Raw genomic sequence first — 18,955 nt, forward strand, 5'->3', positions numbered from 1 at the left:
CTCTGTGGTCCAGAGCACATTGTGTCTCGTGGTTTTCGTCCTTGATTCATCTTAGGAGCACCCCATGTCCCACTCTCACGCCGGACTCCCCACCGATCCCGCCCTGCTAGCGAAGGCGCATGTACCCGATGCCGATATTCTCGGTGTGGCCAGCATGCTCAGCGAGCCAGAACGCGCCCGCCTGGCCCAGCTGCACGATGTTCTCCAAACTCGCGTCCGTCCCGTGGTGGGCGAATACTGGGATCGAGAGGAACTACCCTTCGAGCTGCTCCCATTGCTTGCCGAGCACGGACTGGGCGAACTGGAATTCTCTGGCGCCTCACGGCTGTTCCGGGGTCTGGCCTATGCCGAGGTGACCCGCGCCGATGTGTCGCTGTCGGCACTGGTGGGTATTCATAACGAGCTGGTGGTGGATCTCATCAACCAACTGGGTTCTGAGGAGCAGAAATCCACATGGCTGCCAGGGCTGCGCCGCTTCGACAAGGTCGGCTGTTTTGCCCTCACCGAGCCGGAGCACGGCTCCGATATTGCGGGTGGGCTTGCGCTGAGCGCAGAACGCACGGCTTCCGGCTGGGTACTCAATGGCGCGAAGCGCTGGATCGGTGGCGCTACCTTCGCGGACTTCGCCATTGTGTTCGCCCGCGACGTGGCTGATGGGCAAGTGAAGGGCTTTGTGGTGGAGCTCGACCAACCGGGAATAAAGCGAACAAAGATTGCGCGCAAGATGGGGTTGCGCATCATGCAAAACGCAGATCTGGTCTTCACCGACGTGGAAGTTCCCGAAGGTGCATTGATTCCTGGGGCGGAGTCTTTTGCCGCCACCAATGAGATGCTGCGCAACTCCCGTGCCTGGGTGGGCTGGCAAGCCGCAGGCATCCAGCTGGCCATGTTCGATCGGGCCCGAGAGATCGCGCTCAAGCGCGAACAGTTTGGCAAGCCCATCGCCGCATTCCAACTGGTGCAGGAACAACTCACCCGCATCCTCGGCAACGCCACCGCGACCTTGTCCATGATGGCCTCCATCGCGCGGCTGCAGGAGGAAGGCGGATTCGATATGCCCCATGCGGCCCTCGTCAAGGCCACCGGCACCCGGTTGGCGCGGGAATCAGCACAACTCGCCCGCGCTATCGGCGGCGGCAATGGCATCCTCACCGAGCATGAGGTGTCCAAGCTCCTCGGCGACGCCGAGATTCTCTACACCTATGAGGGCACCTACGAGATCAACTCCCTCATTGTCGGCCGCGCCGTTACCGGTATCTCTGCCTTCGTGTAATCCCCGGCACTAACCCTGCAGCATCTAAGGAGCATCTATGCAGATTCAACCCGGCAGCGTCGCCATCATCACTGGAGGGGCCTCGGGCCTCGGGGCGGCTACCGCCCAGCACCTGCGCGAGCAGGGAATGACCGTAGTGGTGTGTGATCTTCCCGCCGCCATCGACGCCCTCGAGCAATCACCGCAAGGAGTGCACTATATTCCGGTGGATGTGACCCACCCAGAGCAGGTGAGTGCCGCGGTGGACCGCGCCGCCCAGCTGGGCGATATTCGGGTCGTGGTAACCTGCGCGGGCATTGCGCCGTCCAAGCGCATCGTGGGCCGCAACGGGGCGCATGACCCAAAGCTGTTCTCGACGGTGGTCAACATCAACCTGTGCGGCACCTTCTCCATGCTGGCTGCGGCCGCGGCCGCGATGGCTGAGCAGGAGCCGGTGAACGAGGACGGCATCCGCGGCGTGATCATCATGACTGCCTCAGTGGCTGCCTTTGAAGGCCAGATCGGTCAGGCGGCCTATGCCGCCTCGAAGGGAGGCGTTCACGCCCTCACCCTCACCGCCGCGAGGGATCTCGCCCGCAACGGCATTCGTGTCAACGCCATTGCCCCTGGGGTGGTGGCCACCCCGATGATGGCCGCGATGCCCGATGCGGTCCAAGAAGAACTCGAAGCGCGGGTTCCGCTGCCGGCGCGCATGGCACGCCCAGCGGAATATGCCGCGCTGGTCGAGAGCATCGTGAGTAATGACTACCTCAATGGAGAAACCATCCGTTTGGACGGGTCCTTGCGGATGCCCCCAAAGTAATCCCGAATAATGCCTAGGCCGCGGCGGAGATCCTCCTCCGAGGCCGCGAAGGAAATCCGAATATGGCTCTCCCCGCTGGGGCCATACTCGGCACCTGCTCGCACGATCACCCCGCGCTCGGCGAGCTCCTCGGCCACTTGGGCAGAAGGCAGTGGGGCGCCATAGCGGAAGAAGGCATAGAATGCGCCTTCCGGTGGGAAGAGGGTCACGCCCTCGATGGAGTCCAGTTCTTGGGCCACGAGATTGCGTCGAGAAGCAAAAGCCCTATGGATCGGCTCCAGCTCCGCCTCTGGCAGCCGCATCGCCGCTGCGCCCGCCAGCTGGGTAGCGTGTGAGATCGAGCCATTGAAGGTGCGGTGGAATTGGCCGATTGCCGAGATCGCCGCTGCCGGGCCAGCCACATAGCCCAAGCGCCATCCCGTCATGCAGTACTTCTTAGAGAAGGTTTGCACATAGAGCAGCCGCTCCCGCAGCTCAGCCACCTCGAGGGCGCTGCTAAAGGGCTGCTCAGTGTAGGTAAGCGAGCTATAGGCCTCATCCGCCACCACCAGAGTGTCGGTGCCCGCGGTGAGCTCGGCGAGCATGTCCAACTCCTCTCGGCGGTGAACGATGCCCGTGGGATTCGACGGGTTAGAGAAGATGATCATGCGCGCGCCGGGCAGCACCCGCTCCAGCTCAGCGCGGTCAAAATGCAGATCCGGGCCGAATTCCGCAAAGACCACCTCGCCGCCGGCGAGAGTCACTTGGTCGGCGTACAGGGAATAAGCCGGCTGGGGGATCACCACTTTATCGCCGGGACTAATGAGCGCGAAGAACAACGCCCCTAACCCCGCAGTGGCGCCATGGGTGAGCACGATATTGTCGGCAGCATTCCACTCGCTCGTGATCGGAGTACGCGGCAAATCCTCTAAGATCGCCTGGCGCACCTCACACAAGCCGTGCTGGTCGGTGTAGCGGGTATTCCCGTTGTGTACTGCAGAGATGCCGGCCTCAGCGATCGCAGCGGGAGTGGGGAAATCGGGTTCGCCGAGGGCGAGGCTCACAGCCCCGTCCGGAACGGCGCCCAGCGGCGGTCGTAGGGAACTGGCTCGCTGATCAGCGATGCGCTGGGCTGGGCGGTGGAGTGCGGACGGGGACATGCGAGCTCCTTTATTCATCCTTGTTCAACATTTTCACTTGCTCCTCCTCGGGAGCAGGCTCCATCTTGCCGGCGGCAGTGGCCTTGCGGTAGCCGAAGATCTCGCGGCGCAGCGGGCCGGCCAGCAGGTAGATGCCCAAAATATTGGGCACGGCCACGAAGAAGAAGGCGGCGTCGGAGAAGCGCACCACAGTGTCCAGCGATACAGCGGCGCCCACCACGATCATGATGAGGTAGCCGACCTTGTAAGCCATCTCGGCCTTCTTGCTGTTATTGAACACATAGCCAGCGGCCTTCTGCCCGTAGTAGGCATAGGACAGCAGAGTGGAGAAGGCGAAGATCACGATGCATACCGAGAGCACATAGGTGAAGCCGTGGTTGACGGTGGCGAAGGCGCTAGTAGCCATCATCACGCCCTCATCGCTGGGGTTCTTGTACTGGCCGGTGGTGATAATGGCCAGTGCGGTGAGAGTACACACCACCACGGAGTCCACGAAGGGCTCCCATGCTGCGGTCAGTCCTTCCTCTGTGGCGTGACGGTTCTTGGTGGCGGAGTGCGCGAAACCAGCGGTACCCACACCAGCAACGTTGGAGAACAGAGCTCGCTGAATACCGATCACCATCACACCAATGACACCGCCGGTCACGCCCTCGGGAGTGAAGGCGCCGGAGAAGATGAGGGAAATTGCATGCCCCAACTCGCCGAAGTTCACGGCGAGCACAGTGAGAACACCCAGCACGTACAGCGCAGACATCAGCGGGACCATGCGGGAGGTCCAGTTGGAGATCGACTGAATACCGCCAATGATCACGATGGCGGCAGGAATAGCAAGAATCACGCCGATCAACCAGGCGTTGCCGTTGAAGAAGCTATCCTCGCCGCCGGTGATCTCAATAACGTGCAAGGCCACCTGATTGGCCTGGAAGATATTGCCCGCACCGAAGGCGGCGATGGCAAAACCGATGGCGTAGATCATGCCCAGCACCTTGCCGAGCTTCGGTTTACCCACAGACTTCAAACCATCGCTGAGGTAGTACATCGGTCCGCCGGAGATGCTGCCATCGCTATTGACGCGGCGGAACATCTGGGAGAGGGTGGCCTCGGCGAGCTTTACTGCCATACCGATGATGCCGGCGATGATAATCCAGAGGGAGGCGCCGGGCCCGCCGGCGCCGATGGCCACAGCCACACCGGCGATATTTCCGAGTCCCACCGTTCCGGCGAGCTCGGTAGCGAAGGCTTGGAAACTTGTCACCTCGCCGGGATCTGATTTTTTGGCCAAACGGCCGCGAATCACGCGCAGAGTTTGCACCGCATCTTGGATGGGGCGTACGCGGAGGAAGAATGTGCAGAACAGGCCTGCGAGAAGAAGCCACACCACCACGAGGGGAAGCTCGGCTTCGCCCACGGGAATGGAGTAGAACACTACCTTCTCCATCACGTCCACAATGGGGCCGAAGACGGATTGGATAATGCTGTCGACTGACTTCGATTCCGACAAGGTGACGTAATCCATCACCATCAATCTCCTTTCACATGCACACACGTCGCCGTACTGGCGACGCGGCGCGGTGTCGTACGGTTGGTTTGTGTCTCACTGCATAGGGGCATGTGCCTAGAGACGTGAGGCTCATTGTATGTTATATACAACCGAGGGGTGCAAGTTACGTGCCGCCGCACGTCTGATGAGAGAGGCGAAGAAGGAGAGCACTGTGTCCGAACTACAGCGCTTCAACAGTGAGGATGGGCAGTCTGGCGCCACCTACAAAGCTCAGATTGAGGCACATATTCGGCGCCTGCTGTTGCGGGGGGATATGCAGGTGGGTCAGATCTATTCCGCCAATTCCATGGCCAAGGAATTGCATGTGTCCAACTCCCCAGTGCGGGAAGCGATGATGAGTCTGGTGGAGCGTCACCTGTTGGAATTGGTGCGGAATCGGGGCTTTCGGGTGGTGGAGCTCGACAGCACTGATGTGTGGGAGATCTACCAGCTGCGTCGCCTCGTGGAGGTGGAAGCGGTGCGCGTGGTGGCTGCCTCGCGTTTGGATTCTGTGCAGGTCAAGCGCCTCGAGGAGCTGGCTGCGCGCACGGATGAGCTGTCCAAGGCGGTTACGCGCGATGACATGTTTGATTATCTCGAGGCGGATCATCATTTTCACCTCTATCTCGTGTCGCTAACGGGCAATCGCCGCTGGGTGGAGGCTGTAGAGCGGCTGCGAGACCAGTCGCGCGTTAACGGGCTATATCTGAATCTGCTCGACTGTGGGAAGGTGGCGGACACTGCCGGCGAGCATCTCGAGATTGTGGATGCGGTGGTCACTCGCGATGTGCAGCGGGCCATGGAACTCATGGTGGCGCACCTGGAGTATGCCCGCACTGTGACGGGAGAAAAGGTCGAAGATGGCGCTTATCGACGCCCATCGGTGTGATCTAGGCCTTGACGGAGTGTGAGATGGGGCATATTCTCAGCAGTACGGTTATCGATAACTGGTCACTGTTGCCGCAAGGAAGGGATATGTGCCATGGAGGTCAAGATTTCTCTTGCCCCATCGTTGACGTGCATTCAGCCCGACTTCGCCAGTGTCGTGATTGTCGGCGGTGGAGTCATGGGGATGAGTACCGCGTGGCATCTCGCGCAGCGCGGGGTGCGGGGCATCGTTGTCGTCGAAAGTCACAGTGTGGGTGGCGGTTCTTCGGCAAAACCCATGGGAGGGGTGAGGGCGAACTTCTCCGATCCCATGAATGTCATACTGGGGCAGCGCTCGTTGGAAGCCTTTGCCTCATTTAATGAAGACTTCGGGGTCAACATCCAACTCAGCCGCGTAGGGTATCTCTTCCTTGCGCGTAACGAGGATGAGGCCGCCGATCTTGAGGAATCCACCCGCATTCAGAACGAATTGGGGGTGGATTCCTTTTTGGTTGGGCCAGAGCGAGTTGCGGAGCTCAACCCCTTCATCGATTCCAGCAAAGTGGTGGTGGGGGCTTATTCTCCCGAGGATGGCTATGCCTGCCCCGCCGCGGTGGTAGATGGCTATTGCCGCGCCGCCATGGAGCTCGGGGTGTCGGTGATGGACCACACCGAGGTACAGGGGATCGAAACGAAGGCCGGCAGGATCGATGCGGTGATGACGAACCGCGGAGTCATCCGCACCGAGAAGGTCATCTGCGCCGCCGGGGCGTGGAGCGCCGCGATCGGAGAGATGGCGGGCCATCCTTTGCCCGTGGATCCGGTGCGGCGCATGATCGGGCTCACCGCTCAGCGCCCCCGAGCCCATCCCACTGTGCCCTTCACGCTGGATCTGTCCACCACCTTCTACATGCACAATTACTACAACGGGCTGCTGTTGGGAATCTCGCATGAGGAGGACGTGGGATTTAACCGCGAGTGGTCCTATTGCTGGCTGGAGGAGTTCAACGCTGCCGCCCGCGCTATCGCGCCCGAGCTGGTTACCCCTGATCTCGAGGCTGGTTGGGCGGGCTTTTATGAAAACACCCCAGACCGCAACGCGATCATCGGCGCCTCGGACATTGTCCCCGGCTTCTACTACATCACTGGGTTTTCGGGGCACGGGTTCCTACAAGGCCCAGCGGCTGGGGAATTCATGGCAGACATTGTGCTGGGCACCGAGTCCTTCTTGGCGGCGCACGCCTATTCCGCGGAGCGCTTCGAAATGGATTCCATCAACACGATCGAAAAGTACATCATCTAGGAGGCCTCATGACTTTTGTGCACACATGGCAGCTCCGCGCCCGCTTCGCCCAGGCGCTGTCGGATATGTACGGCACCGAGGTGCCGGCCTATACCACCTTGGTGGAGGTGTCCGAGGAGGTCAATGCCCGCTATATGGACGCAATGGGCGAAGATGCTGAACGCTTGGGCAGTATTGAGCGGGTAACCGCCGAGCGGCATGGAGCTATCCGCGTGGGCAGCCCCGAGGAAATGGGGCAGGTGGCGCGGCTGTTTGCCGCCTTTGGTATGTATCCGGTGGGTTTTTATGATCTGCGCGATGCAGCCAGCTCGAGCGTGCCGGTCGTATCCACGGCCTTTCGCCCCGTGGATGCCGAAGAGCTCGCTAAAAATCCTTTCCGCGTGTTCACTTCGATGCTCACCAGCGATGACCCTCGCTTCTTCAGCGCTGATCTGAGCCGAAGAGTGCGGGAGTTCATCGGCTCGCGCACCTTGTTTGACGCCGAGCTCATGGCGCTGGCGGAGCGGGCCACGGCAGCTGGAGGGCTAGAGGAGCAGCCGGCGCAGGAGTTTATCGCCCGCGCCACCGCCGCCTTCGAGCTCGGCGAGGAGGCCATCGATCACGCTTGGTATCGCGAGCTGGAGGAGATCTCGGCGGTGGCCGCCGATATCGCTGGGGTGCGTGGAACCCACATCAATCATCTCACCCCGCGGGTGTTAGATATCGATGATCTCTACCAGAGCATGCAGGCCCGCGGAATCACGATGATTGATGAGATCCAGGGGCCACCTGGGTGGGAGGGACCCGATATCCTGCTGCGCCAAACCTCTTTCCGAGCCCTCGATGAGCAGCGGCTGTTTCGGCACCCCGATGGCGAGATCGCGCCCGGTTTCTTGCGGGTGCGCTTCGGCGAGGTGGAACAGCGCGGTATCGCGCTTACTCCCGCGGGGCGCAGCCTCTATGACGAGATGATCGCAGAGGTGGACCGCCGCTTAAGCACGCGTTCCGATGCCACCCGTGTTGAGGTAGCCACCGAGGTTTGGGAGGAGAATCTTCCTCGGGACGAACGCGGCCTGCGGGAACGGGGGCTGGCCTACTTCACCTTCCGCGCGGTGGGCACCTGCGAGAGCGACCGGCAGTGGGATATCGAAGAGCTCATCGAGGCTGGTGTGGTGCGCGCGGAGCCGATTGTGTACGAGGATTTCCTGCCGCGCTCTGCGGCGGGGATCTTCCAATCGAATCTCACGGGCGCCGGGCAGCGCAATGATGACGAGCGGGGCACAGACTATGACATCGCCACGCTGTCAGAGATTGTGGGCACCCCGATCCGCGAACCGTGGGAGCTCTACGCCGCCCAGCACGATGCCTCCCTCGCCGCAGTCTGTAGAGACCTCGGCGTGTCCTTGACTACACACACCAACTAAGCACGAGAAAGGCTTGTCATGACCACTCTTCACGATATGGCTACCGCCGCGCTTGCAGCTTGCGGAGCCACCACCGAGTTCACCCGCGGCGATCTGCTCTCGCGTACCCCGTTGACAGGCGAGAACCTGCTCGCCGTGGACGCCAGCACCCAGGAGGAGACCGAGGCCGCGATAGCCCACGCCGCTAAGGCCTTTCGTCGTTGGCGGGAGGTGCCGGCGCCGGCGCGGGGAGCGGTGGTGAAACGCTGGGGCGAGCTGCTGCGGGAGCACAAGCGAGACCTGGCGACTCTGGTGCAGATCGAGGCGGGCAAGTCCATGTCGGAGGCCGAGGGCGAGGTGCAGGAGATGATCGATATCTGCGACTTCGCGGTGGGGCAATCCCGGATGCTGTATGGCAAGACCATGCCCTCGGAGCGGCCCGGCCATCGGCTCATGGAAACCTGGCATCCGGTGGGAGTGGTAGGCGTGATCTCCGCCTTCAACTTCCCGGTTGCGGTGTATTCGTGGAATACCGCCATCGCCTTGGTGTGTGGCAACACCGTGGTGTGGAAGCCCTCGGAGATGTGCGTGCTTTCTGCGCTCGGGGCGCACGGGCTGTTGCGTCGCGCGGTGCTGGACTGCGACCAAGACCCGGAGATTCACCAGCTAGTGCTGGGTGCTGCCGAGCGCGGCGAACAATTGGTGGATGATCCCCGCGTGGCGCTGGTCTCTGCCACTGGTTCCACCCGCATGGGGCGCGAGGTGGCGCCCCGAGTAGCCGCCCGTTTCGGCCGCTACCTGCTGGAGCTGGGTGGTAATAATGCCGGCATCGTTACCCCTTCGGCGCGGTTGGATCTGGCCCTGCGTGGCATCGTCTTCGCTGCGGCCGGCACTGCGGGTCAGCGCTGCACCACGATGCGTCGACTCATCGTGCACGAATCGGTGGCCGAGGAACTCATCGGCACCATAGTGGAGGCCTACCGCAGCCTCACTATCGGCGATCCCCGTGACGAGTCCGTGTTGGTGGGGCCGCTGATCAACGAGGCAGCAATGACCGCGATGCAGGATGCGCTGCGCCAAGCCGAGGCTGAGGGCGGGGAGATACTCATCGGCGGCGAGCGGGTGCTTGTCGACGCCAACGAGCAGTCCTTTTATGTCGAACCAGCAGTGGTACGCATGCCCGCTCAAAGCGAGGTGGTGCGCACCGAAACCTTCGCCCCAATCCTGTATGTGCTCACCTACACGGACTTTGAGGAGGCGCTGGAGATGCACAACGCGGTGCCGCAGGGTCTATCCTCGGCGATCTTCACCCAAGACCAGGCCGAGGCCGAGCTGTTTCTTTCGGCGGGCGGCTCGGACTGCGGTATCGCCAACGTCAATATTGGCACCTCCGGCGCGGAGATCGGTGGGGCCTTCGGTGGAGAGAAGGACACCGGTGGTGGTCGCGAATCCGGATCCGATGCGTGGAAGGCCTATATGCGTCGCGCCACCAATACCGTCAATTATGGTGGCGAGTTGCCCTTGGCCCAGGGCGTGAAATTCCTTTAATCCCCGTGACTGCGCCCAGCGAGGTGGCGTCGTCACGCTATAGCTGAACAATGGGACAGGTAAGAGAGAAAGGAGGGAAAGATGGCGCAGACTCCGCCCCGCTGGGCGCACCTGGCGCACGCGTTGCGCCTGCGCCAAGACATGACCACCCGCGCCGCCTATACCTCGGACGCCTCGGTGTTTCGGCGGGTGCCGGCGGCGGTGGTGGAGCCGCGCAGTGCCGCAGATGTGCGCGATGCGCTGGAGCTGGCCAGGCTGCGGGGATGGAGCGTGACCAGCCGCGGGGGAGGCACTTCGGTGGCGGGAAATGCCATCGGCGAGGGGTTGATCATCGATACCTCGCGCCATCTCACCCGCATTCTCGAGATCGATCCTGACACCCGCACCGCCCTCGTGGAGCCCGGGGTGGTGTGCGATCGGCTGCGCGAAGCGGTCGCACCCTATGGGTTGAGCTATGGCCCTGATCCCTCCACTCACTCTCGGTGCACCATTGGCGGCATGGTGGCCAATAATGCATGTGGTTCGCATTCGGTGGCGTGGGGCACCGCCGCCGATAACCTCGTGGAGGCCACGCTGCTGCTCGCCGACGGCCGCGAGGTGCAGCTTGGGCCTGGGCAGTGCAGCGACAAAGCACTCAAGGAGCAGATCGATGCGCTGTGGCGTGAACACCGCGAGCTGATCGAGACAGAGCTGGGGAGGTTTCCGCGCCAAGTATCCGGCTATGGTCTGCATTATCTTCTGCCCGCTAAGGGAGGAAACTATGCCCAAGCGCTCGCTGGGTCAGAGGGCACACTCGGAGTGTTTACCCAGCTACGTGTGAAGCTGGTGGAGACACCCCCAGCCACCGCACTAGCAGTGCTCGCCTATGACACGGTGTTCGATGCGGCCGCGGCCGCCCCAAGGCTGCGCCGTGAGGGAGTGAGCACCATCGAGGGCATGGGCGGGGATCTGCTGGCTGCGCTGCGGGCTAAAAATGGCGAGAAGCGCGCCGGCTCTGCGTTGCCAGGGGTGGGCGCCAAGCAGCAGGCTGGGGGCTGGCTCTTTTGCGAGACCACGGGGGAGACTCTCGCCCAGGCGGAATCGCGAGCCCGGTCGCTGGTGAGCGCCGAGGTGATCGATCACGTGGTGGTGTCGGATCCGCAGGAGATGGGCGAGCTATGGCGCATTCGCGAATCCTCCGCAGGCCTGGCCACCCGGCTGCCCGATGGCGGTGAGGCTTGGCCCAGTTGGGAAGACAGCGCGGTGCCGCCGGAGAACCTCGCCTCCTACCTGCGCGGGCTCTACGAGCTCATGGATCGCTATGGGCTGCGCGGCATTCCCTTCGGGCACTTCGGCGAGGGCTGCATTCACGTGCGCATCTCCTTTGATCTGCACAGCGAGGAGGGGATCGCCGCCTTCCGCAGCTTCATGCATGAGGCCGCCGAACTGGTAACCGCCCACGGTGGTTCGCTGTCGGGCGAGCATGGCGATGGGCGAGCCCGCTCCGAACTGCTCGAGGTGATGTACAGCCCGCAGATGCTTGAGCTCTTTGCTCGTTTCAAGCACATCTTTGACCCCGAAGGACACTGCAACCCCGGCGTGCTGGTGCAGCCGGAGGCCCTCGATGCAGGATTGCGGATCAGTCCGCAGCAGCAGCGGCTTAGCCTGCACGAGGTGCACGCTTTCTCCAAAGACCGCGGCGAGCTGCGCCATGCGATCAACCGCTGTGTCGGAGTGGGGGCCTGCCGCTCGATGGACTCAGCGATGTGCCCCTCCTTCCAGCTCACTCACGATGAGGTGCACTCTACGAGGGGCCGAGCACGGGTGCTATCAGAGATGCTGCATGGCACCTTGGTGCGCGGCGGGATGCGCTCGCGTGAGGTACACCAGGCCCTCGATCTGTGCCTGTCTTGCAAGGCCTGCGCCAAGGAATGCCCCGTGAATGTGGATATGGCTACGTACAAGGCGGAGTTTCTCGCCGGCTATTACCGGCGCCGGATCCGGCCGAGGGCACACTACAGCATGGGCTGGCTGCCGCTGAGCGCCCGGCTTGTGCACGCGGTCCCAGGGCTTGCGCGGCTCGCCGATGCTGTGCTGCATGCCCCCGGCCTGGGCCGGCTGATCGCCTGGGCTGGGGGAATTGATAGCCGCCGGCCGCTGATCCATCTTGCGCCCACCAGCATCCAGCGGTGGGCTCATGGTCGTCGACCGGCAACCGAAGCGAAGAAAGAGATCGTGCTATGGCCCGACTCCTTCAGCAGCCACCTCGATACCGGCCCCGCCCAAGCGGTGTATCGCCTGCTCGAGCATCTCGGCTACCGCGTGCACGTGCCCCGCGGCTTTGTCTGCTGCGGGCTTACCTGGCACTCCACCGGGCAACTGGCCCAGGCGCGCCGGGTAGTTGAGCATTCGGCAGCGCACCTCGCAGAGTATCTTGATCGGGGGCTGCGGGTAGTGACGATCGAGCCGTCCTGCAGCACCCAGCTGCTGCACGAGGCCACCGAACTCAGTGACAACCCACAGGTCGAACGCCTAGCGCAGGCAGTGGTGCCGTGGGCGCAGGTGATAGCCGAGGAACTTGACGCACTCGATATCCAGGCTGCGGCCCCGCTGCGCCGCGCACTCACCCAGGTCCATTGCCACGAGCGTGCCCTCGGTGATCCGGATGCCGCCGCCCCGATCTACACCGCGCTCGGTCTCAAGAAGGAATCGGTGGCTAGCGGCTGCTGTGGTTTGGCCGGTAACTGGGGTTACGAACGGGGCCATGCCGAGATGTCACTGCAGCTAGGGGAGCGGGAGGTGTTTCCACGGGTGCGCCAGCTGCAAGCTGAGGATCCGGAGGCGCCGGTGATTGCCGATGGGTTTTCCTGTCGCACCCACATCGAGCAGGGCACGGGGATGCGTCCCCGCCATCTGGCCGAAGTGCTCGCCGAAGCGTTAGGGCTGGAAGGAACCTAGCCCTAGCCGTGGTAGGCGGCGATGCCCCAATAGGGAAACACCGCTTTCGAGGTGGCCACCATCGCCTGGCAGCGCTGCCCGCCAATCACCTCGGTGGGGTCTATCCCAGAAAGATCGGCCCAGCTATCGCCGAGCGTGGTGGAGGTGGGTACCACCCCGTGGCGGTGCACCACGCTATCCCAACCGGCGGGCATGGGGGTGGCCATATCGATGACCACCCCGGCAACAGCGGCCAGGAGCGACGCCCAAGTTCGTGCCACCGAGTCCCGCTGATAGCCTCCACCGCCCAAGGCCACCCAGCGTCCTTGGGCGTATCGATCAGCCCAGCGGCGTACTGACCGAGCGGTCATCTCCATGGCGTTAACGGATAACTCCATGTGGGTGAGTGGATCAGCGCGGTGCGGATCGGCCCCGTGCTGGGAGATGATGATCTGCGGGCGAAAGCGCTGCAACAGCGGCGGAATGATGCCGTGCACCGCCCGCAACCATTCCTGATCCGAGATGTTCTTCTCCAGCGCCACGTTCACCGCAGTGCCCAGCGCCTGGGGCCCGCCGATATCTCCGGCGAAGCCCGTACCGGGAAAGAGATACAGCCCAGACTCGTGCACCGAGATCGTGAGCACCCGCGGATCATCCCAGAACATCTGCTCCACCCCATCGCCGTGGTGGGCATCGACATCCAGATAGGCCACCCGCTGGGCGCCATGCTCCAAGAGCCAATCTATGGCCGAGGCGGCGTCGTTGAGCATGCAAAACCCAGAGATTCCATTGCGCTGGGCGTGGTGCAATCCGCCGGCGATATTAACCGCCCGTGTGCACTGGCCCTCCCACACCAGCTGCGCCGCCGTGGTGGAAGCGGCAGCGATATCGAGCGCCACCTCGTGTATCCCAGCGGCGAGAGGATTGTCTTCCGTACCCCACCCATAGCGAGGATGGGGTACCAGCTGACCGAGCGCTTCGAGATAATCAGGATCGTGGATACGCCGCACCTGGGCGCGGTGCTGAGGTAAAGGAACACAGATATCGAAGAGCTCCATAATCCCCAGATAGTCCGCCAACTCCAGCGCGAGCCGCACCCGATCGGGGCCCATGGGGTGATCGGGCCCAAAGCTATAGCTCAGCAGGGTGTCGGAATGCAGTAACACGGGGCGAGACATGGCGGATCACATCGCTCGAACCAGAGGATCACGGTAGGCAGAATGTGGCTGCACCACCACCCGCGCGCCCACCACTGCGGCGGCCTGGGGGCTGGCGATCACCGGGGTGAGCTCGATGTCTGCCACGCTCACCAGATCATCTTTGAGCTGCGCGAGCTGCACGATAATGCGGGTGAGAGCCGAGACATCGGCGGCGACCGTGCCGCGATAGCCCGTCAGTAGCTCCGCGGTGGAAAGCTGCGAGATCATCGCCTGCGCATCCGGCTCGCCCAGCGGCGGGGTGCGCCAACTGCGATCCTTGTTTAACACGGCTGCGGCGGAGGTCAGACCCACTGAGACCATCGGCCCCACCACGGGGCTTTCGCTTGCGCGCACACTCACCGCTGTACCGGTGGCCACCGTCGGCTGCACCACCGGGCGCAGTGCTTCTACCGCCTCCTCGGCGCTCTCGGCCAACCCCAGCTCCACTCCCATCTGGCCGAGCGCGGCCCAAGCGCGAACCAAAGCGCCACGATCGTTGATCGCGCGATGGGTGGTGTTCAACTCGGGGCGTCCGCGCACCTGCGAGGCGGTGGCCTTGAGCACCACATTCCAGCCGAAGCCCTCCGCAGCCGAGTGTGCCTCATCTACGGTACGCACCGCCTCCCAGCGCACCAGCTCGATGCCATAGCATGACAACAACTCCGCGCAGTCCGCATCGCTGATTTCCCCGCCCTCGGGCAGCTCGGCCAGCGCGCGATCAACCACCGCGGCAGCTCGGGCGCGATCGGTGCACGCCGTATCAGGCTGCTCGTAGTGCTGCCGGGCCTTGATGTCCGCGGCATCCACAATCACCCCGAGCGCCTCGAGGGCGTCGGCGTAGTTACGAAACAGCGGCACCCCTTCGGTGGCGGGGCTGTCGGTCTGCTGCGGCAGCGACTCGTGGCAGCCCACCACTGCGGCTAGCAGCGGTACCCGCGGCTCCCCAGCGGCCACCGCATCGAGCTGCGGTAGCACCGGCGCGATGATCGGCTCGCTGATCTCCACGGGGGCACAAAGTACCGCATCGCAGCCCTCCTCAAGCGCGTGAGCGCTAGCCTCCACCAGCCCCGCCACCGGATCGCCGCTCACCGTCACGTGGCGTGCCTCAAGCCCGAAACGGGCGGCGGATTGCTTCATCTGCTCGCACAGGCCCGCGGAATTGGAAATCACCGTGACTCGGCGGCCGGTGGGGGCCGGCTGGCTGGACAGAATACGAGCAATATCGAACATCGTGTCGCGCCGAGACACCACCATCGCCCCAGTGCTGCGAATCACCTCGTTCAAGGCGGCGGCTGGAACATCTACAGTGCCAGCCAGGGCCTCAGGGCTGTCCGCACTGGGTAAAGCCGAGCGCAGCGCCCGCGAGGGGGTGAAGACCACCACGTGCTTGTCCACGGCGAAGCGGCGAAGCAGCCGGAAGAATTTGCGGGGGTTACCGATGGCATCGAGGCTAAGCAGTGCGATCGAGGTGGCGGCATCGGCGCTCCAGTATTGGATCACGTCATTGCCGGTGACATCCGCAAAAGCCCCAGAGGCGATGAAGGAACTCACGCCGATGTTGAGTTCCACCGCCCGCGACAGAGCGAGCGTGGCCACCCCAGCGGATTGGGTGAAAAGACCCACTGGGCCGTGCTGGGGCAGCGGGGCGGGAGTGGCGTTGAGGCTTACCTCGGGGTCAGTATTGATTAGTCCTAGCGACGCCGGCCCGAGGGCGCGGATGCCGCGGGCACGCGCGGTACTCACCACGTGTCGGGCTTCATCGGTGCTTAGCGAGGGATTTTCTCCGCGGGCAAGTACCACAATGCCCGTGACCTCCTTGGTGGCGGCAGTGGCCAAGAGCGCGTCGAAACTTTCAGGCTCATAGTGTGCCACCACCAGATCGATAGGGCCGGGGATGGCTGAAAGAAGCCTTGCGGCCGAGGGCTGAGGTTGGGCACCTACAGGATCAGGATCGTGGAGATTGCCGGTGCTCACATGCACATCGCCGCGGAAGTTCGAGGAAAAGATGCGGCTGATAAACGCCTGCATCCTAGCGGTATCGCCCACCACCGCCACCGAGCGCGGACGCAGCAATCGCGATATAGCGGCGGCTTCCGACTTATGCTCCCGCTGCAGCATCACTTCCCGGGAGCGCTCGGTGGGATCGATATGAAAATCGACGGTGATAAAACCGTCCTCCAGTTCAGGCCGCACCTCGTAGCCGGCGCGTCGAAACACGTGCACCATCGCGCGATTCTGGGTGAGCATCTCGGCAAAGAAGCGCTGCACCTTATTCTCTCGCCCGATCTGGGCAAGATGCTCCAACAGGATATTGGCCGCGCCTTTGCCCTGGGCGCCGTCTTGAACCAAAAAAGACACATCCGCCACTCGCTGCGGCAGGAGCTGCTCCACCACGCCATAGTGGGCGGTGGCGATGATCTGCTCACGCACGATGAGTACGAGGGTGACGGTGTCGTGATGATCCACGTGCACCCACGAGTCCAGATCGCTCTCGCTGAGCTCTGGGTGGGCGCTGAAGAACCGCAGATACTTGGAGGCATCCGAGACCCTCCGATAAAACTCCACCAACAGCTCTCGGTCGCTATCGCGCACAGCACGCACGGTGGCCACCTGGCCGTCGTAGAGGATCACATCCGCCTCCCATGCGGCGGTGTTCTCACCGTTCAGGGGCGGCTGGGCTGTGGTTTCGCTGGTAGGGCTCATAACCTCACTCTAGCGAAGTGAAAGTATCCTGAGTCACACTTCTGGGTGGCGGGTTCTGTCGGGTTCGCCGTTCGCAGTCGCCCGTCGCCGTCCTCAGTCACCCGCCGCCACCCGCAGCCAAGCTAGCGCCGCCGGCGAGGATAGCGCGGCCGGGCCAAGGCCTTCAGTTGTGGGCCCAGGGCCGGGGTGCAGTCGACGCCTTCACCCTCATGGCTAAGCGTGACGCGCTGCATGCAGGCGGCGAGCAGCTCGGCGGTGGCGCGCGCATCGGCTAGGGCGGTGTGGGCGGCCGAGTTAGTGATGCCTGCAACCTTCAGCAGGCTGTGGAGGCTCCGCGAGGGCGAGGTCGGATAGGCGGCCGGGCCCAGCACGCACGTATCCAGGTATTGCCCGCTGTGGGGCTGAAATTCCACACCCAAAGCCGCGTACTCGCGCTGGAGAAAGTACAGATCAAAAGGAGCATTGTGGGCAACAAGGACCCTCCCGTGTAGCAGCGCCGCCACCTCTGCAGCCACCTCGTCAAAGCGTGGAGCATCGATCACGTCGGCCTCGCTAATGCCGTGAATGGGCGTGGTGGGAATGGGCCGAGCCGGCTGTATCAGACTGTCCCACTCCTGCAGCAGATGTCCCTGTGCATCGCTGATGACCACCCCGATCTCCACGACGCGGTCACTCGCGCCCAGTCCCGTGGTCTCGAGATCAATCACCGCGAACTCCACCTCGGTGCTTTCGGCCCAGTGGTCACTGGCGGCGGACATGAGCATCTCTCCTTTGGGATTGGGCGGTGCGCGGGAAGGGCGAACGCATGCGAGTCTAGGCGGGGCCAGGGACCTTGAAAGGTCACCGGGCGTACGGGTGTGCGAGAGGGGTGGGTGAAGGTGGGCGTCGATAAGCGAGCGCGTGCGCAGAATCTATTTGACTTCACTGCTGGGGCGGGTATAGGTTAAGCAGTCGAAGTTTGAGCGGTTCATCTATCAACATAGATGGGCTGCGGCAAGTTTCACCGAAGACCGTCGGTCATCCGCGCAGTCTGTGCGGATCGAAGGCGCTGAAGATATTCAGCCGGCCCACGCAGGAGACACTTGGAATCATGCCTTTCAGTAGTGAAAGGGATATGCCCTGTGCTCTTGCACGGGGCTTTCTGCATGTGTGGAAAGCCCCGGCGGAAACGACACAAGACATATTGAGGAAGGAGGCGAAGTAATGGCTAACCCGAAGAACGCATCGGATCTTGCGGAGCTCAAGGCACGCTTTGAGAACGCAGACTCCATTTTTGTCAGCGAGTACCGCGGCCTGTCCGTGGCTCAGATGACTGAACTGCGTCGTTCGCTCGGCGAGGATGTCCAGTACTCCGTCGCCAAGAACACCCTGATGAAGCTGGCTCTCAAGGAAGCCGGCGTCGAGGGCCTCGACGATGTTTTCACCGGACCCACCGCCGTTGCCTTCGTAAAGGGCGAGGCAGTTGACGCTGCCAAGGCGATGAAGAAGTTCGGCGAAGACAACAAGGCTTTCGTCATCAAGGGTGGCTTCATGGACGGTGACGCGCTCAACGCTGAGCAGGTTGCCGCTATCGCTGACCTGGACAACCGCGAGGTCACCCTCGCGAAGCTGGCCGGCGCCATGAAGGGCAGCTTGGCAAAGGCCGCTGGCCTGTTCAACGCTCCCGCTTCTCAGGTGGCTCGACTCGCTGTCGCGCTGCAGGAGAAGAAGGAAGACTAACCCTTACCCGCTTTTGTAGCTTGTCGACGCCACCTCGGCGCCCGACATACCGCGAAAGTACACACTCACAACACCTAGATTCGCCTCGGCGGCCGCGCACCAGCGCCACCGCTAGGAGGCGGACACTACCGAAAGGATTGCCATTATGGCTAAGCTCACCAAGGACGAGCTCATTGAAGCTTTCAAGGAAATGACCCTCATCGAGCTCTCCGAGTTCGTGAAGGAGTTCGAAGAGGTCTTCGACGTGACCGCTGCTGCTCCGGTTGCTGCCGTTGCTGCTGCTCCGGGCGAGGCCGCTCCGGCCGCTGAGGAGAAGGACGAGTTCGACGTCGTTCTCGAGGACGCTGGCGCCAAGAAGATCGGTGTTATTAAGGCTGTCCGCGAGATCGTCTCCGGCCTGGGCCTGAAGGAAGCCAAGGAGCTCGTTGAGTCCGCTCCGAAGGCCATCATCGAGGGCGCTAACAAGGACGACGCTGAGGCTGCCAAGACCAAGCTCGAGGAAGCTGGCGCTAAGGTCTCCCTCAAGTAAGTCGCAAGTCTCATCCTGCAGCTGCCATCTTCAGA

Annotated in this window: 14 protein-coding genes; 9 read left to right on the top strand and 5 right to left on the bottom strand. The window is 62.9% G+C overall.

Features of this window, described 5'->3' with window-relative positions; genetic code table 11:
• Positions 1–64: 64 nt before the first annotated feature.
• Complete coding sequence (locus tag CCICO_RS01155; protein ID WP_018018616.1) at positions 65–1,273, top strand: acyl-CoA dehydrogenase family protein; 1,209 nt, start codon at positions 65–67, stop codon at positions 1,271–1,273.
• A gap of 37 nt (positions 1,274–1,310) precedes the next feature.
• Positions 1,311–2,075 carry an SDR family NAD(P)-dependent oxidoreductase gene (locus CCICO_RS01160; RefSeq protein ID WP_018018617.1) on the top strand — a complete coding sequence of 255 codons (765 nt, stop codon included), beginning with the start codon at positions 1,311–1,313 and terminating at the stop codon, positions 2,073–2,075.
• Here CCICO_RS01160 and CCICO_RS01165 read toward each other — a convergent pair.
• Positions 2,018–3,214, bottom strand: coding sequence for a pyridoxal phosphate-dependent aminotransferase (locus tag CCICO_RS01165; RefSeq protein WP_018018618.1), 1,197 nt, complete (start codon positions 3,212–3,214; stop codon positions 2,018–2,020). The genes CCICO_RS01160 and CCICO_RS01165 overlap by 58 nt on opposite strands.
• 10 nt (positions 3,215–3,224) lie before the next feature.
• Positions 3,225–4,730, bottom strand: a complete 1,506-nt coding sequence (locus CCICO_RS01170) for an alanine/glycine:cation symporter family protein (RefSeq protein ID WP_244263961.1) — start codon at positions 4,728–4,730, stop codon at positions 3,225–3,227.
• A 196-nt stretch (positions 4,731–4,926) separates the two neighbouring features.
• Between CCICO_RS01170 and CCICO_RS01175 the strand changes: the two genes are divergently transcribed.
• From CCICO_RS01175 to CCICO_RS01195, 5 genes are all read left to right on the top strand, one after another.
• Positions 4,927–5,643 (top strand): GntR family transcriptional regulator, encoded by a 717-nt coding sequence (locus CCICO_RS01175; protein WP_018018620.1) that lies wholly within the window; start codon positions 4,927–4,929, stop codon positions 5,641–5,643.
• A 93-nt stretch (positions 5,644–5,736) separates the two neighbouring features.
• A complete protein-coding gene (locus CCICO_RS01180; RefSeq protein WP_018018621.1) occupies positions 5,737–6,924 on the top strand; it encodes an NAD(P)/FAD-dependent oxidoreductase in 1,188 nt (395 codons plus the stop codon).
• Positions 6,925–6,932: 8 nt separating this feature from the next.
• Positions 6,933–8,327 carry a 2-oxoadipate dioxygenase/decarboxylase gene (gene hglS, locus CCICO_RS01185; RefSeq protein ID WP_018018622.1) on the top strand — a complete coding sequence of 465 codons (1,395 nt, stop codon included), beginning with the start codon at positions 6,933–6,935 and terminating at the stop codon, positions 8,325–8,327.
• Positions 8,328–8,345: 18 nt separating this feature from the next.
• Positions 8,346–9,854 (top strand): L-piperidine-6-carboxylate dehydrogenase, encoded by a 1,509-nt coding sequence (gene amaB / locus CCICO_RS01190; protein ID WP_018018623.1) that lies wholly within the window; start codon positions 8,346–8,348, stop codon positions 9,852–9,854.
• An 81-nt stretch (positions 9,855–9,935) separates the two neighbouring features.
• Positions 9,936–12,791, top strand: coding sequence for an FAD-binding and (Fe-S)-binding domain-containing protein (locus CCICO_RS01195; protein ID WP_018018624.1), 2,856 nt, complete (start codon positions 9,936–9,938; stop codon positions 12,789–12,791).
• 2 nt (positions 12,792–12,793) lie between these two features.
• Here the strand turns inward: CCICO_RS01195 and CCICO_RS01200 are convergent, their stop codons facing one another.
• The 3 genes from CCICO_RS01200 to CCICO_RS01210 form a co-directional block, all read right to left on the bottom strand.
• The gene (locus CCICO_RS01200) at positions 12,794–13,948 is read right to left on the bottom strand and encodes an acetoin utilization protein AcuC (protein WP_018018625.1); all 1,155 of its coding nucleotides are present in this window, start codon (positions 13,946–13,948) and stop codon (positions 12,794–12,796) included.
• Positions 13,949–13,954: 6 nt separating this feature from the next.
• Complete coding sequence (locus CCICO_RS01205) at positions 13,955–16,672, bottom strand: GNAT family N-acetyltransferase (RefSeq protein WP_018018626.1); 2,718 nt, start codon at positions 16,670–16,672, stop codon at positions 13,955–13,957.
• A 122-nt stretch (positions 16,673–16,794) separates the two neighbouring features.
• The gene (locus tag CCICO_RS01210; RefSeq protein WP_167540126.1) at positions 16,795–17,430 is read right to left on the bottom strand and encodes a 3'-5' exonuclease; all 636 of its coding nucleotides are present in this window, start codon (positions 17,428–17,430) and stop codon (positions 16,795–16,797) included.
• Positions 17,431–17,875: 445 nt separating this feature from the next.
• Between CCICO_RS01210 and rplJ the strand changes: the two genes are divergently transcribed.
• Positions 17,876–18,391 (top strand): 50S ribosomal protein L10, encoded by a 516-nt coding sequence (gene rplJ, locus CCICO_RS01215; protein ID WP_018018628.1) that lies wholly within the window; start codon positions 17,876–17,878, stop codon positions 18,389–18,391.
• A 145-nt stretch (positions 18,392–18,536) separates the two neighbouring features.
• Positions 18,537–18,920 (top strand): 50S ribosomal protein L7/L12, encoded by a 384-nt coding sequence (gene rplL / locus CCICO_RS01220; protein ID WP_018018629.1) that lies wholly within the window; start codon positions 18,537–18,539, stop codon positions 18,918–18,920.
• Positions 18,921–18,955 lie beyond the last annotated feature (35 nt).

It is taken from the genome of Corynebacterium ciconiae DSM 44920 (assembly GCF_030440575.1).
GTDB lineage: Bacteria > Actinomycetota > Actinomycetes > Mycobacteriales > Mycobacteriaceae > Corynebacterium > Corynebacterium ciconiae.